Below are 14,521 nucleotides of genomic sequence, written 5' to 3'. Positions count from 1 at the left end.
CAACCTCCATTGCCAGCGTCGCTACAACCACAGAGGTACCCCCGCCGTCACCAGCCCAACCATTGCCGCCGTCACAGATCGGCAGCGGCCGAACGGAACCGGCGCAGGCGCAGACTGTTGGCCACCACGAAGACCGAGGACAGCGCCATCGTGGCGCCGGCGATCATCGGGTTGAGCAGCCCGGCGGCGGCCAACGGCAGGGCCGCCACGTTGTAGCCGAACGCCCAGAACAGGTTGCCCCGGATGATGCCGAGGGTGCGACGGGACAGCCGGATGGCGTCCACCGCGGCGTCCAGGTCGCCCCGAACGAGGGTGAGGTCGGCCGCCTCGATCGCCACGTCGGTGCCGGTGCCCATGGCCAACCCCAGGTCGGCCTGGGCCAGTGCCGGGGCGTCGTTGACACCGTCACCGACCATCGCCACCGACCGCCCCTCGGCCTGGAGCCGCTTGATCACGTCGACCTTCCCGGTCGGCAGGACCTCAGCGATCACCTCGTCGATGCCCACCTCGGCGGCGACCGCGCGAGCCACGACGGTGTTGTCCCCGGTCAGCAGGACCGGGGTCAGCCCCAGCCCGCGCAGTCGGGCCACCGCCGCCCGACTGCTCGGCCGGACCACGTCGGCGACCGCGAGCACGCCGCGGGCGCGTCCGTCCCAGCCGGCGACGATCGCCGTACGGCCGGCGGCCTCCGCGTCACGCACGGCCCACTCGACCTCCGGCGGTACGTCGAACTCACGCTCGCGCAGCAGCCGGACCCGGCCGACCAGGACGGTCTGCCCGTCGACCGTGCCGGTCACCCCCAGCCCTTCGAGGTTGCCGAAGTCGGTCACCGGGGGCAGGGTGCCCGCATCGGTGGCACCGGCGGCGACCGCACGGGCGATCGGGTGCTCGGAGGCCGCCTCCGCCGCCCCGGCCAGCCGGAGCAGTTCGGCCCGGTCCACACCGCTCGCCGGCACCACGTCCACCAGGGTCATCCGGCCGCTCGTCACGGTGCCGGTCTTGTCGAGCACCACGGTGTCCACCCGGCGGGTCGACTCCAGCGCCTCCGGCCCCTTGATCAGCACGCCGAGTTGGGCGCCCCGACCGGTGCCGACCAGCAGCGCGGTCGGGGTGGCCAGGCCGAGCGCGCACGGACAGGCGATGATCAGCACGGCCACGGCGGCGGTGAACGCGGCGGTCGGGCCGGCCCCGGTGCCGAGCCACCAGCCGAGCGTGCCGACGGCGAGGGTGATGACGATCGGCACGAAGACTCCGGAGATCCGGTCCGCCAGCCGCTGCACGGCCGCCTTGCCGCTCTGCGCCTGCTCGACCAGGTCGGCCATCCGGGCGAGCTGGGTGTCCGCGCCGACCCGGGTGGCGGTGACGATCAGCCGCCCACCCGCGTTGATCGTGGCGCCGACCACGCCGTCGCCCGGGGCGACCTCGACCGGCACCGACTCACCGGTGAGCATGCTGGCGTCGACCGCGGAGGTGCCCTCGTCGACCACCCCGTCGGTGGCGATCTTCTCCCCGGGGCGGACCACGAACCGGTCACCGACGGCGAGCCGGTCCACCGGGATCAGGGTCTCCACGCCGTCGCGCAGCACCGCCACGTCCTTGGCGCCGAGGTCGAGCAGGGCGCGCAGCGCGGCGCCGGCCGTCCGCTTGGACCGGGCCTCGAAGTAGCGGCCGGCCAGGATGAACACGGTGACCCCGGCGGCCGCCTCCAGGTAGATGTTGCCGGCGCCGTCGGTCCGGGTGATGTCGAAGCGGAACGGGTGCGTCATCCCGGGCATCCCCGCGTCACCGAGGAAGAGCGCCCAGAGCGACCAGCCGAACGCGGCCAGGGTGCCGAGCGACACCAGCGTGTCCATGGTGGCCGCGCCGTGCCGCAGGTTGGTCCAGGCGGCCCGGTGGAACGGCAGCCCACCCCAGACCACCACCGGGGCGGCCAGGGTCAGCGAGAGCCACTGCCAGTAGTCGAACTGCCAGGCCGGGACCATGGCCAGCAGGACCACCGGCACGCTCAGGGCCACCGACACCCAGAGCCGGGTACGCGGCCCCCGCAACGGGTCCACCGGAGGTTCCGCGCTGGGCGGGGCCGGCAACGCCGCCGTGTAACCGGTCTTCTGGACGGTCACGATCAGGTCGTCCGGCGTGACGCCGTCGGCGTACCGGATGGTGGCCTTCTCGGTGGCGTAGTTGACGGTGGCGCTCACCCCGTCCATCCGGTTGAGCTTCTTCTCGATCCGGGCGGCGCACGCTGCGCAGGTCATCCCGCCGATCGCCAGTTCGATCCGGTTCGGCGCCTCGGGTAGCGGTCTGCTGGTGGTGGTCATCGTCTGGTCCCGTCAGTTGTGCCCGTGCCCGGGGGTGCCGTGGTCGGCCCCGCCGGTCGGTTCGGGTCCGCTCGGCGTGGGGACGTCTCCGGTCGGGGCAGCGCCGGCGACCACGGTGAACTCGGCGGTGTGCACCCGGCCGCCGTGTTGGAAGTCGAGGTAGAGCCGGTAGCTGCCGGCCGAGGGCACCTCGGCGAGGAAGGTGACGGCCGGACCGGGCCGGGTGCGCCCGTCGCCGGGCGTCCCGTCCGGGTGCACGTGCAGGTACGCCAGATCACCCCGGCGCAGTGCCACCAGGTGCCCGTACGCGCCCAGGTAGGGCTCCAGGTCGGTGACCGGCTGCCCGTCCCGGCTGACGGTCAGGGTCAGCGACGACGTGCGGCCGGGCTGTGGCACTCCGGCCAGGGTGACGGTGTAGCCGTCGACGGTGGTGCTGGTCGCCGGGGCGGGCAGCGGCCGTTCGCTGAGCTCGCCGGGGACGGTCACGTCGACGCCGAGGGTCAGCGGCTCGCCCCCGGTCGGGGTGAAGTCGGCGAACGCCCGCCACTGCCCGGGGCCGGTCAGCGGGGTGTCGACCCGCCAGGTGCCGTCCGGGGTCAGTTCGGGGTGCACGTGGCGGAAGCCGGAGAGGTCCCGTCGGGCGACGATCAGGTGCATCTGCCTGTCGTGTGCCACGTCGTACCGGGTGACCGGGCGGCCGTCCGGGCCGGCGATCCGGAAGGCGAACTCGCCGGCCGGGGCGTCGACCGGTTCGAGGGTGTAGCCGCGCTCGGAGACGAGCAGCCCGCCCGGGATCCGGTCGGCCGTCCCGTCCGGCCCGCCCACCGTCGGGGTGGTGGCGGCACTGTCGCGCCGGCTCTCGGCGGCCGGGGCGGGGTCGACGACCCGGCCGATCCCGTAGGTCGTGCCGAAGACCGCCGCCAGGCCGACGGCGAACCCGGCAAGTCTCGTCACGGTACGCACGCCGGCCCTCCGATCACGCGTCGACGAGGTCGTAGCCGGCCTCGTCGACGGCGGCCCGGACAACCGCGGTGTCCAGCGGCTGATCGCTGCTGACGGTGACCCGGCCGGCCGCGAGGTCGACCTGGACGTCCCGCACGCCCGCGATGGCACCGACCTCGGCGCTCACCGCGCTGACGCAGTGCCCACAGGTCATGCCCTGCACCTGGTACGTCGTGTTGACCATCGGATCGTCTCCTTTACGGTACCGGTACCCCGTGGGGGTATGCCATCCGAGCACGACCGTACCATACCCCCCAGGGGTACGCTATCCTGGTTGACATGACCGCACCCACCCCGATCCGCGGATACACCGCCAGCAAGGACCAGCTGCTCGCGCGGCTCCGCCGCGTCGAGGGGCAGGTCAGGGGCATCGAGAAGATGGTCGACGACGACCGCTACTGCATCGACGTGCTCACCCAGATCTCCGCGATCCAGGCGGCCCTCGACAAGGTGGCCCTGGGGCTGCTCGACGGGCACGCCCGGCACTGCATGCACGAGGGCGCCGCCGAGGGTCGGGCCGACGAGATGGCCACCGAGATGATGGCGGCGGTCGGCCGACTCATGAAGCGCGGCTGAGCGCCCGAGGTCCGCCACGCGGGCGGTTCGACCACCCGACACTCCGCCACGACCTGCAGCCCTCGGGCGGTCTGGCTAGCATCTCCCACGATGGCCCTCCGTATGCCGCCGCACAGTCGGGCACCGGCGCCGCCAGGTCGTGGCGGCGCCCCCGGCCGACCGGGCCGAGCTCTGACCGTCCGTGATCAAAGTGTCGTCAGGCAGCGATCCGCCCCGCCGTTCCGCCGCGTTTCCACCGCAACGGTGAACCGCCCGGCCCGCTGACCCGTACCCCGCACCGGATCGTTGGGAGTCTCGCCTTGGGTTCCGACCACACCCGCCCTGCTCCGTCCGCCTCACCGAGGGTGCGACGGATCCTTGTCATGACGGTGGTACCCCTCTTCGTCGCCACCGTGCTCGCCGCGGTGCTGCTCTGGCCGCGCGGCGGGTCACCGCAGACCGACGGTGGTGCGGACGTGCCGCGCTACCCCGGCACGGTCACCCGGGTGGTCAGCGAGCCGTGCCCGCCGGCGCCGTCGGTTCCCGAGGGCACGCCGAGGGTCGGCGACGGGCGGTGCGGCACGGTCGACGTCCGGGTGGACGACGGGCCGACCGCCGGCCAGCAGGTACAGACACCGGTTCCCGACGGACCCGGCGCACCCCGGGTCGAGGTCGGCGACGAGGTCATCCTGGTCGAGCTGGCCGATCCCACCGATCCCACCACCAGCAACTGGAACATCGCCGAGCACCAACGCGGCACCCCGATGGTGTGGCTGGCGGTGGTCTTCGCGGCCGCGATCGTCGCGTTCGGTCGATGGCGGGGCCTGGCCGCGCTCGCCGGATTGGCCGCCAGCTTCGCCATCCTGCTCACCTTCGTGCTGCCGGGCATCGGCGCCGGCAGGTCACCACTGCTGGTGGCGGTGGTCGGCGCGGCCCTGATCATGTTCGTGGTGCTCTATCTCACGCACGGGGTAACCGCACAGACCTCGGTCGCGGTGCTCGGCACCCTGGGCAGTCTGGTGCTGACCGGCGTCCTCGCCACCATCGCCACGGCCGCCACCCACCTCACCGGCTTCGGCAGCGAAGACGCCACCACCCTGTCGATGTTCCAGGGCGACGTGGACCTGCACGGTCTGCTGCTCGCCGGGATCATCATCGGATCGCTCGGGGTGCTCGACGACGTGACAGTCACCCAGGCGGCCACCGTCACCGAGCTGGCGAACGCCAACCCCGGCCTGACCCGGTTGCAGCTGTACCGGGCGGCCACCCGGGTCGGCCGCGCGCACATCGCCTCCACTGTGAACACCATCGTGCTGGCGTACGCGGGCGCGTCGCTGCCCCTGCTACTCCTGCTCACCGCCGACTCGCGGCCGATCGGGCAGATCCTCACCAGTGAGTTCCTCGCGCAGGAGATCGTCCGCAGCGCGGTCGCCACCCTCGGTCTGATCGCCGCCGTGCCGCTGACCACCGGACTGGCCGCGGTGGTGACCGCCGCCGGGCGCACCGGTGCGACGCCGTCCACCGACGCCGCGTCGTCCCGGCCCCAGCCGGACCGCTCGGAGGCACTGGCCGCTCTCATCTCACCGCGAACGACCGGCTCCGACGAGCCGGACCGGACGCGGACCGCACCCCCATCCGAGGCCACCGACCGGTGGCCGGAGTCGAACAGGAGCACGGATACGGCATGGTGACACTCCTCAGCGTGACCAGATCGGGCATCCACCCTGAGAACCACGTCACTGGTCACTCAACGCTATGGCGAAATGACACTTTTGGTCGGCATCCAGGCGTAGCTCACCCGGTCGACTCTCGGGTAACCTCGCTGCCGGTTACCGATGAAGGCGCGAAGCGGCGCCTGCGGTGCCACCGCCCAATCGCCAACCGGCGAGCCGGGGACCCAGGTACCTGGGGTGAATCCGCGTCAGCGGTAGGGGCCACTTCCGCCCCGAACCCGTCAGCTAACCCGGTCGGCGGTCGACGGAAGGGAACATTGTGACGGCACCCCTACGCCGCTGGTTGACTCCCGTGGTGGCCGTGATCGCCGCACTGACCGTGCTCGCCGGGCCGCTCCCAGCGAACGCCGCTCCGACGAACCCCACACCGTCCGGGCACGAGGAGGACGGCGAGCCCAAGCTGCTCAACGACGTCATCGAGCAGGCCAACCGCGACTACTCCGCCGCCAAGTCCAAGCTGGACAAATCCAAGAAGCGACAGGGCGAGTTGGCCGCAGAGGTCAACCGGGCCAAGGCCGACCTGGACGCGTTGGCCCCGCAGGTCGGGCAGATCGCCGCCCAGGCGTACCGGACCGGCCGGATCGGCGCGGTCGCGATGCTGCTGGAGAGCGAAGCGCCCGACTCGTTCGTCCGGCGCGCCGGGATGCTCGACGAGATAAACATGGTCAACGAGAAGAAGCTCTCCGAGGTCAACGCGGTGAAGGCCCGCGCCGAGCAGGCCAAGCTGGCCCTCGACACCGAGGTCCGCGAGCAGCAGAAGCAGACCGCCCTGATGGCGAAGCGCAAGAGCGAGGCCGACAAGGCGCTCTCCCTCGTCGGCGGCAAGGGTTTCACCGGCGGCCTGGTGGATGCCACCTCCAAGGTCGCGAAGATCGGCCCGGGTCGCACGGCCGACGGTGACTGGAAGCCCCAGTCGTGCAGCGAGAACGACCCCACCACGTCCGGCTGCGTCACGCCGCGCACGCTGCACGCGTACAAGGAGGTCAAGGCGGCCGGCTTCAACCGGTTCGTCGGCTGCTACCGCCCCGGCGGGCCGTGGGAGCACCCGAAGGGCCGCGCCTGCGACTGGTCGCTACAGAAGAGCGGGTTCTCCCCGTGGCACAACAACGACACCCGGACGTACGGCAACAACGTCGCCGCGTTCCTCATCCGTAACGCCGACCGGCTCGGCATCTACTACGTGATCTGGAACCGGCAGATCTGGTTCCCGGCCACCGGCTGGAGTTCGTACAGCGGGCCGTCGAACCACACCGACCACGTCCACATGTCGCTGCTCTGACCCGCACGATCCCCATCGAGGGCCGTTCCGCGTGACGCGGAGCGGCCCTCGTCGCGTCAGACGGTGGCAGCGGCGGCCGGGCCGGTCGGCTCGGGCGATCCGGCCGGGCGGTCCAACGTCGCGAAGCCGGCCGGCACGGCGGCCACCGGGCGCACCGCTCCGGCGGCGAGTCGGTAGGACACCCCCACCACCGCGCACCGCCCCCGCGCCACCTCGTCGGCCAGCACCGGGGACTGCCCGAGCAACGTCTCGACGGTCTGTGCGATGTGGATGTCGACGATGCCGTCGATGTCGTCCACGCCCTCGGCCTCGGCCCGGCGCAGGCTGGGCAGCACGGCGTCGACCACCGCGCGCAGATGGCCACTCGGTGCGGTACCCGTCGCGGCGGACTCCCGGGCGGCCTGCACCGCACCGCACGAGTCGTGGCCGAGCACCACCACCAGCGGGGTGCCGAGCACGGTCACCGCGTACTCGACGCTGCCGAGCACCTCGGGGCCGGCGGTGTGCCCGGCGGTGCGCACCACGAACAGGTCGCCCAGACCCCGGTCGAAGATGATCTCAGCGGCCAGCCGTGAGTCGGAGCAGCCGACGATCACCGCGAACGGGTGTTGCCCGTCGGCCACGGCGGCCCGGCGCCCGGCATCCTGGTTGGGGTGGCGGGGGGCGCCATCGACGAAGCGCCGATTGCCGGCGACCAGCTCGGCGTACGCCCGGGTCGGCTCGCTGAGCGCGGTGGCCCGGTCGGTGGTCCGCTGCGAACCCGGCTGACCGCCGGAGCTCCCGGTATGACTCATCCCGCACCTCGTCTCGACACATCTGGCCTGGTCAAGCCGGCTTTCCGCCGGCCGGGCGGGCTGGCGCTGGCTCGTGCTCCACCGTCACACGCACCGTAAGATGCGTCAAGGTATGCGTGATTTAGATTTCATACGTTGACTCCGGCCGCCCCCTGGGCAACCTCCCCTGGGCAGGGCGGGCCAGACTCTCGCGAAGGCAGGCGGACACCAGGAAGGCGGTCACACGATGGAGAGCACGGTGACGGGTGACACCGGCGGCGGGCGGAACTGGACGTTCCTCACCAATCACGGGCACGTCCTGCTGGCCATCGCCCGCGATCCGACCGCCCGGCTGCGCGACGTCGCGGCCGAGGTCGGCGTCACCGAACGGGCCGCGCAGGCGATCGTCGCCGACCTGGAGGCGGGCGGTTACCTGCACCGCACCCGGGTCGGGCGACGCAACGAGTACACCCTCAACCCGGCCGGCCGGTTCCGGCACCCCGCCGAGGCGGACCGGCAGGTCGGCGACCTGCTCGCGCTGTTCGCCGACACTCCCACCGCGAAGGCGTCCCCCCGTCCCTGACCCCCGTCACCGGGGGCCGCTGCCCGAGGGCCACGGCGGTAACCTTTGCAGGTGCGCGAATGCCCGCCGTTGAGCGCGTCCCCGTCCCGCCGTGCCCTTCGCGGCGTCCTCAGTGGAGCGCTGGCGGCCCTGCTCGGTGCCGGCCTGGTGGCACCCTCCCCCGCGACCGCCGCGCCGCCCCTCTGCGGTCCCTCCGGCGCCGAGAACCTGACCCAGCTGCCGTGGGCGCTACGCCGGCTGGAGCCGTCCTCGGCGTGGCCGCTGTCCCGGGGCGCCGGGATCACGGTGGCCGTGATCGACTCCGGCGTCTCCGCCGCCCATCCGCTGCTCAAGGGCCAGGTGCTCGAGGGTCGCGACTTCAACGGCCTGCCGGCGCAGCAGGGCCAGTGCGACGAGGCCGGGCACGGCACGCTGATCGCCGGCATCATCGCGGGCCGGGAGGGCACTGTCGTCCCCTTCAGCGGCATCGCCCCGGCTGCCCGCATCCTGCCGATCCGGGTTCTGCCGCAGCTCGGGGAGGTCAGCAACCCGCAACTCCCCGCGCAGATCGCGGCGGCCATCGACTGGGCGGTCGCCCAGGGCGCAGACGTGATCAACCTGTCCCTGACCACAATTCCCCGCCCCGAGCTGACGGCCGCCGTCGAGCGCGCACTGGCCAAAGGGGTGGTGCTGGTCGCCGCCGCGGGCAACCGCACGGAAAACTCGCAGAACCGGCCGGGTTACCCGGCCGCGTACCCGGGGGTGATCGCGGTCGGTGGGGTGGACGAGCAGGGCGGTCACGTCGGCACCTCGATCAGCGGCGACTACGTCGACATCGCCGCGCCGGGGATGAACATCGTCGGGCCGGCGCCCGGAAACAGCGGCTACCGCACCGTTCCGGAGGGCGGCACCAGCTACGCGGCCGCGTACGTCTCCGGGGTGGCCGCGCTGGTCCGGGCCGCCTACCCGGGTCTCAACCCGCAGCAGGTCGCGGATCGGCTGAAACGCACCGCGGACAACCCACCCGAGGGTCAGAACGCCGACATCGGCCACGGGATGGTCAACCCGTACCGGGCGGTGTCGAGCCTGCTCGGCGTCCGGGCGAACCCGCCCGCCGAGGCGCTTCCGGCACCCGCCGTGCGGGACGACCCGCTGAGCTGGCAGCGCCCCGCCGCGATCTGGGCGGCGGTCATCGGCGCTCTGCTCGCCGGGCTGCTGCTGGTCGCGCGACCGATCATGGCCCGGGGCCGCCGACGCGACTGGCGCCCCGGCCGACGCACCGACGCGCCAACCGCCGGCTGAGCACCGCACCGCAGCGCGGAGCCGTCACCTACGCCGACGCAGAACGGCTCCGGGCCGGGTGAACCGGACCGGAGCCGCTCGGGCGAAATGCCTCAGCTCCACACCTTGGAGTTGCTCATCTCCGTGGTGAGGTAGTTTTCGCGGGCGATGCCCACGGCACCGCCGATCTCGTTCAGGATCCGGTTGATGTCCCGGACCGCCGCGTCCCACTTCGCCTGGTGCTGCTCGTAGGCAACCCGGTCCTCGCCGTCCCAGTGCAGCTTGGTCAGCATCGACCGCAGCGTGTCAAGCTTTTCCTCGAGGGTCTTCGAGATGGCCTGCATCTGCTGGTTGCTGCTCTCGAGGACCGCATAGTCAACTTTGATCGTCACGATTTCCTCCTCTGCCGGCTACGGATCACGGGTTGAGAGCAGAGTGGAACTTGTCCAGCATCTGCTGCTGCTCTTCGTCGTTGACCTGGTGCGTCGTACCCGACTTGTCGAGCAGGTCAGCGATGCTGTCCATCGCCGTCAGCAGTTTGACGGTGTCCTCGTTCCAGCGCGTCATCAGCGACTGGAAGCCCGTGGACGCCTGACCCTTCCACGCGATGGCCAGGTCGTCGACCACGTTCCACAGCTTCTTCAGCTCGCCGTCGACCTCGCTGCGCGTGGACCGCACGTCACTCGCGGCGGTATGCAGAGTCGCAGCTTCGACCTCGAACGCCATGCTTCACACCCTTCCGTCTGTTGTGGTGGCGGCTTTGCCGCACCCCTCCCCCGCGGCAAGGCAGCAACACCCCACCGACGGACACTCCTGTGAAGACCGTAGCGGAACCTGTCCAGCCCTCGCAGCCCTGACCGGTGACGTTCGATGGATGGTGGTGAATCGGGCCGAGACGGGCCACCACCCCCTACCGAACGACCGACCCCCGCTCAGGCCGGCTCAGACCAGGCGGTCTGAATCAGCTGCTGGCCATCACGGCGGCGAACCAGGGTGCCCCGGCCGGGCGGTTGCGGGCTCGGTCGCAACGTGCCGAAGACCGCGCCCTCCTCCCGGTTGCCGGACATCAACAGGCCCGGCGAGTCCAACTCGCGCAGCCGTTGCAGCACCGGCTCGTAGAGCGCCCTGGACACACCGCCGACGCGGCGCGTGATGATCAGGTGCAGACCGATGTCGCGGGCCTGCGGCAGCAGCTCCTGCAGGGCACTGAGCGGGTTGCTGCCGCCGGAGGCCACCAGGTCGTAGTCGTCCACCAGGATGTACAGATCCGGACCCTTCCACCAGCTCCGATCGCGCAGCTGGGCGGTGGTCACGTCCGGTCCGGGCAGTCGGTTGGAGAGCGCGCTGCGGATCGACCCGAGCCCCTGGGCGAACGCCTGGTTCGACGGAGCGTAGTCGAGCAGGTGGTCGCCCTCCACCGCCCCCAGCAGGCCACGCCGGTAGTCGGCGATCACCAGCCGGGCCTGCGCCGGGGTGTACCGCTCGGTGATCCCCCGGGCGATCAGACGCAGCAGGTTGGTCTTACCGCACTCCGCGTCGCCGAAGATCGTCAGGTGTGGCTCGTTGGCCAGGTCGAGGTAGACCGGCGCGAGTGCCGACTCGTTGACGCCGATCGGCAGCCCGGGCGCGGACCGGTCGATGATCCGGGCCAGCTCCGCCACCGGCAGCCGGCGCGGCAGCAACCGCACCTTCGGCGCCGGGCGACCCGGCCAGTTCGCCGCCACGTGCCCGGCCAGTGACAGCGATGCCTCGCTCAGATCCTCGATGTCGCGACGACCGTCGATCCGCGAGATGGCGGTGAGGAAGTGCAGCTTGTCCCGGGTCAGGCCCCGACCCGGCGACTTCTCCGGCACGTTGCTCGCCGCGCGGCGGTCGATCTCGGACTCCGACGCGTCGCCGAGGCGCAGCTCCAACTTGGTGCCGAGCAGATCCCGCATGTTGATCCGGATCTCCGCCCACCGCACGGCGGTGAGCACCACGTGCACACCGAAGCCGAGGCCCCGGTTGGCCAACGTGGTGATGGTCTGCTCCAACTCCTCGTACTCCTGGCGCAGCGTGTTCCACCCGTCGACCACCAGGAACACGTCGCCGAACGGGTCATCCGCGAACTCGCCAGCGGCACGGCGACGGCGGTAGCTCGCCACCGAGTCGATGCCGTGCTGGGCGAAACGCGCCTCCCGGTCGTCCAGCACGGCGACCACCTCGGCCACCGTCCGGCGAACCGCCTCGACGTCGCGCCGACCAGCCACCCCGGCCAGGTGCGGCAACCGCTCCATGCTGCGCAGCGCGCCCCCGCCGAAGTCCAGGCAGAAGAACTGCACCTCCCGCGGCGTGTGCGTGAGCGCCAGCGAGGCGAGCAGCGTACGCAGCATGGTGCTCTTGCCGCTGAGCGACCGACCGACGATGACCACGTTGCCGCCGGCCCCGGCCAGCTCGACCATCATCGGGTCCCGGCGCTGCTCGTAGGGGCGGTCCACGACGCCGACCGGCACGGTCAGTCGCCCGCGACCGGGCCACGACGCGGTGCACAGCCCGTAGGTCGGGTCGACCGCCAGCGGGCCGAGCAGCTCACCCAGGCCCGGCGGGTCGGCCAGCGGTGGCAGCCACACCTGGTGGGCCGGGCGGCCCCGACCCTTGAGCTGGTCGATCAACACGTCGAGCATCGCGACGGCCTTGCCGTCGGCCGGCTGCTCCGGCTCGGGGACGGTGTCCACCGGCACCTGCGGGACCTGCACCGGCACGAAGTCGAGGCCGTACGGCACGATCCGCCGCTGCACCAGCGCCTGCGAGGCGGAGGCCTGCTGCCCCGGCGCCCGGTACGCCCCCGACACGTACGCGGCCCGGAACCGCAGCATGGTGCTGGTGTCCGTCTTCAGGTAGCCGTGGCCCGGCGCGTTCGGCAGCTCGTACGCGTCCGGCACGCCGAGCACGATCCGGCTCTCCACCGCGGAGAACGTCCGCAGACCGATCCGGTACGACAGGTGCGTGTCCAGGCCCCGCAGCTTGCCCTCTTCGAGGCGCTGGCTGGCCAGCAGCAGGTGCACGCCGAGCGACCGACCCAACCGGCCGATCATCACGAACAGGTCGATGAAGTCCGGCTTGGCGGCGAGCAGTTCGCTGAACTCGTCACAGATGATCAACAGGCTGGGCATCGGGGCCAGCGGCTCACCGGCCGAGCGCGCCTTCTCGTACTCGAAGCGGGAGACGTAGTTGCCGGCCGCCCGCAGCAGCTCCTGCCGGCGCACCATCTCGCCGGCGAGCGCGTCGCGCATCCGGTCGACCAGCGGCAGCTCGTCGGCCAGGTTGGTGATCACCGCGCTGGTGTGCGGCAGCGCCTCCAGCGAGGCGAAGGTCGCGCCGCCCTTGAAGTCCACCAGGACGAAGTTCAGTTCCTCCGACGAGTGGGTCACCGCCAACGCGGCCACCACCGTACGCAGCAGCTCGCTCTTACCGGACCCGGTCGCGCCGATCACCAGACCGTGCGGGCCCATGCCCTCGTGTGCCGACTCCTTGAAGTCGAGCTCGACCACGTTGCCGTCCGGGCCGACGCCCAGTGGGATGCGCAGCCGGTCGCGGTGCCCACGTGGACGCCAGGTGTTCTGCACGTCCACCGCCGCGGCGTCACCGACACCGAGCAGGTCGGGCAGCTCCGTGCTGCGGGCCAGCGGCTCCTCGCCGCCGGTCTGCTGCTGGGAGAGCCGGAAGGGGGCGATCTGTCGGGCCAGCCCTTCGGCGGCCTCGGCGCTGAGCCGGTCGGGCCGACCGAGTGTCGACGACGTGCTGCCCCGGACCAGATCGAGTGAGCTTCCGTCACCCACGTCGAGGCAGAGCAGCCAACGGCCGGCGTCGCGCGGGACCGTCCCGGAGAGGTCGATCACGGTGGCGCCGAGCAGCCCCGGGCCCACCAGCTGGCAGGTCGGGGAGATCTCCCCGCCGTCGATCACCACGACCAGATGCGGGGCGGTGGTCAGCGGCTTGGCCTCCGGCGCGAACCGAGGCCGCCCGGCCAGCTCGGCGGTGAGCGACGCCTCCGCCTCGGCGAGGCTGGCGAAGACCAGCCGGCGCGCGCCCGCCGCGTCCGTACGGCCGCTGTGGTGGGCGTGTGGCAGCCACTTCACCCAACCCCAGGACGACTGCCGGTCAGGTGCGGCGACCACCGCGATCACCAGGTCGTCCGGGGCGTGGAAGGTGGCCAGCTGCCCCAGCGCCGCCCGGGTCAGGTCGAGCACGGGCTCGCGGTCACCGCGCAGCACCACCCGGCTGAACGCGCGCACCGACAGCGCGGTGGGCAGATCGGGCACCGTGGAGTGTGCCCGGACGAAGCGGCGAAGCGCGATGGCGCTCATCGGCTCCAGGTCCTCCACCGGCTTCGTCTCCGGCGGGACGATCTCCACCGCGAGTCGCTGCGGGCCGAGGGCGATCCGGGTCTCGCCGAAGTCGTCCTCGGTGATCCGCCGCTCCCAGAGTCGCCGGGACGCGGCGATCGACCAGAGCGCGTCGGGCTCCGGGTGCCGCCAGGCCATCGCCGCCCGCTGCTGCTCGGCCGCCCGACGGGTGCGCTTACGCATCTGAGCCAGGTAGCGCATGTAGTCGCGGCGATCGGCGTTCAGCTCGGCCTTGTCCTTGCCACCGCTGTTGGCCAGCGAACCGATCGCCATGCCGAGCATCGAGACACCGAACAGCCCACCGGCGACGTACGTCATCATGCCGCCGCCCTTGCCGGCGTAGAGGAACGCCATGGCACCGACCCCGCAGAACATCGGCAGGATCATGAGCAGCTGCCCCATCCCCCGGGGCGTCGGCTCGGGCAGCTCGGGAGGCGACTCCAGCAGCACCTCGCCGCGCGGTAAGGCCGGCCCCGGCTGACGCGGGAGCCGGCGGAACACCACCGTGCTCACGGCTGTCTCCTCCCCAGAAGCGGCCCTGATGACGTGCGGCCGCGGAACACCGCCCGCGGGTGGGCATCGTACGTGCCCGTCATCGTAGGTAATCTGCCGTGTGCGCGGTGGACCCGGACC

The 14,521-nt window shown here is 72.0% G+C and carries 12 protein-coding genes and 1 riboswitch; of the genes, 5 read left to right on the top strand and 7 right to left on the bottom strand.

What is annotated here, in order from left to right; all coding sequences use genetic code 11:
- Nucleotides 1–71 precede the first annotated feature (71 nt).
- Genes AC5L30_RS05680 through AC5L30_RS05670 form a run of 3 tightly spaced genes read right to left on the bottom strand, consistent with a single transcriptional unit; the run spans nucleotide 72 to nucleotide 3,504 of the window.
- The gene (locus AC5L30_RS05680) at nucleotides 72–2,318 is read right to left on the bottom strand and encodes a heavy metal translocating P-type ATPase (protein WP_494865841.1); all 2,247 of its coding nucleotides are present in this window, start codon (nucleotides 2,316–2,318) and stop codon (nucleotides 72–74) included.
- Nucleotides 2,319–2,330: 12 nt separating this feature from the next.
- Nucleotides 2,331–3,281 (bottom strand): DUF8832 domain-containing protein, encoded by a 951-nt coding sequence (locus AC5L30_RS05675; protein ID WP_494865840.1) that lies wholly within the window; start codon nucleotides 3,279–3,281, stop codon nucleotides 2,331–2,333.
- A 13-nt stretch (nucleotides 3,282–3,294) separates the two neighbouring features.
- The gene (locus AC5L30_RS05670) at nucleotides 3,295–3,504 is read right to left on the bottom strand and encodes a heavy-metal-associated domain-containing protein (protein ID WP_091395144.1); all 210 of its coding nucleotides are present in this window, start codon (nucleotides 3,502–3,504) and stop codon (nucleotides 3,295–3,297) included.
- Nucleotides 3,505–3,599: 95 nt separating this feature from the next.
- Between AC5L30_RS05670 and AC5L30_RS05665 the strand changes: the two genes are divergently transcribed.
- From AC5L30_RS05665 to AC5L30_RS05655, 3 genes are all read left to right on the top strand, one after another.
- Entirely contained in the window at nucleotides 3,600–3,896 is a 297-nt protein-coding gene (locus AC5L30_RS05665; protein ID WP_030329541.1) for a metal-sensitive transcriptional regulator, read from the top strand.
- A gap of 299 nt (nucleotides 3,897–4,195) precedes the next feature.
- Nucleotides 4,196–5,566, top strand: a complete 1,371-nt coding sequence (locus AC5L30_RS05660) for a YibE/F family protein (RefSeq protein WP_494865839.1) — start codon at nucleotides 4,196–4,198, stop codon at nucleotides 5,564–5,566.
- Nucleotides 5,567–5,732: 166 nt separating this feature from the next.
- Nucleotides 5,733–5,863: riboswitch (cyclic di-AMP (ydaO/yuaA leader) on the top strand.
- 4 nt (nucleotides 5,864–5,867) lie between these two features.
- Complete coding sequence (locus AC5L30_RS05655; RefSeq protein WP_494865838.1) at nucleotides 5,868–6,887, top strand: coiled-coil domain-containing protein; 1,020 nt, start codon at nucleotides 5,868–5,870, stop codon at nucleotides 6,885–6,887.
- Nucleotides 6,888–6,943: 56 nt separating this feature from the next.
- Here AC5L30_RS05655 and AC5L30_RS05650 read toward each other — a convergent pair whose 3' ends face one another.
- The gene (locus tag AC5L30_RS05650; protein ID WP_494865837.1) at nucleotides 6,944–7,681 is read right to left on the bottom strand and encodes a carbonic anhydrase; all 738 of its coding nucleotides are present in this window, start codon (nucleotides 7,679–7,681) and stop codon (nucleotides 6,944–6,946) included.
- A 238-nt stretch (nucleotides 7,682–7,919) separates the two neighbouring features.
- On the opposite strand from AC5L30_RS05650, the gene AC5L30_RS05645 reads away from it, so the two are divergent.
- Both AC5L30_RS05645 and mycP read left to right on the top strand, forming a co-directional pair.
- On the top strand, nucleotides 7,920–8,243 hold the full coding sequence (locus AC5L30_RS05645; RefSeq protein WP_494865836.1) for a helix-turn-helix transcriptional regulator: 324 nt from the start codon (nucleotides 7,920–7,922) through the stop codon (nucleotides 8,241–8,243).
- Between the two features lie 51 nt (nucleotides 8,244–8,294).
- A complete protein-coding gene (gene mycP / locus AC5L30_RS05640; protein WP_494865835.1) occupies nucleotides 8,295–9,524 on the top strand; it encodes a type VII secretion-associated serine protease mycosin in 1,230 nt (409 codons plus the stop codon).
- A gap of 92 nt (nucleotides 9,525–9,616) precedes the next feature.
- On the opposite strand, the gene AC5L30_RS05635 is transcribed toward mycP, so the two are convergent.
- The 3 genes from AC5L30_RS05635 to eccCa form a co-directional block, all read right to left on the bottom strand.
- Nucleotides 9,617–9,895 carry a WXG100 family type VII secretion target gene (locus tag AC5L30_RS05635; protein WP_030329555.1) on the bottom strand — a complete coding sequence of 93 codons (279 nt, stop codon included), beginning with the start codon at nucleotides 9,893–9,895 and terminating at the stop codon, nucleotides 9,617–9,619.
- Nucleotides 9,896–9,920: 25 nt separating this feature from the next.
- Nucleotides 9,921–10,229 carry a WXG100 family type VII secretion target gene (locus AC5L30_RS05630; RefSeq protein ID WP_030329557.1) on the bottom strand — a complete coding sequence of 103 codons (309 nt, stop codon included), beginning with the start codon at nucleotides 10,227–10,229 and terminating at the stop codon, nucleotides 9,921–9,923.
- Nucleotides 10,230–10,435: 206 nt separating this feature from the next.
- The gene (gene eccCa / locus AC5L30_RS05625; protein ID WP_494865834.1) at nucleotides 10,436–14,401 is read right to left on the bottom strand and encodes a type VII secretion protein EccCa; all 3,966 of its coding nucleotides are present in this window, start codon (nucleotides 14,399–14,401) and stop codon (nucleotides 10,436–10,438) included.
- Nucleotides 14,402–14,521 lie beyond the last annotated feature (120 nt).

This window comes from Micromonospora sp. BQ32 (genome assembly GCF_059358895.1).
This window is presented reverse-complemented; position numbering and strand designations above follow the sequence as displayed.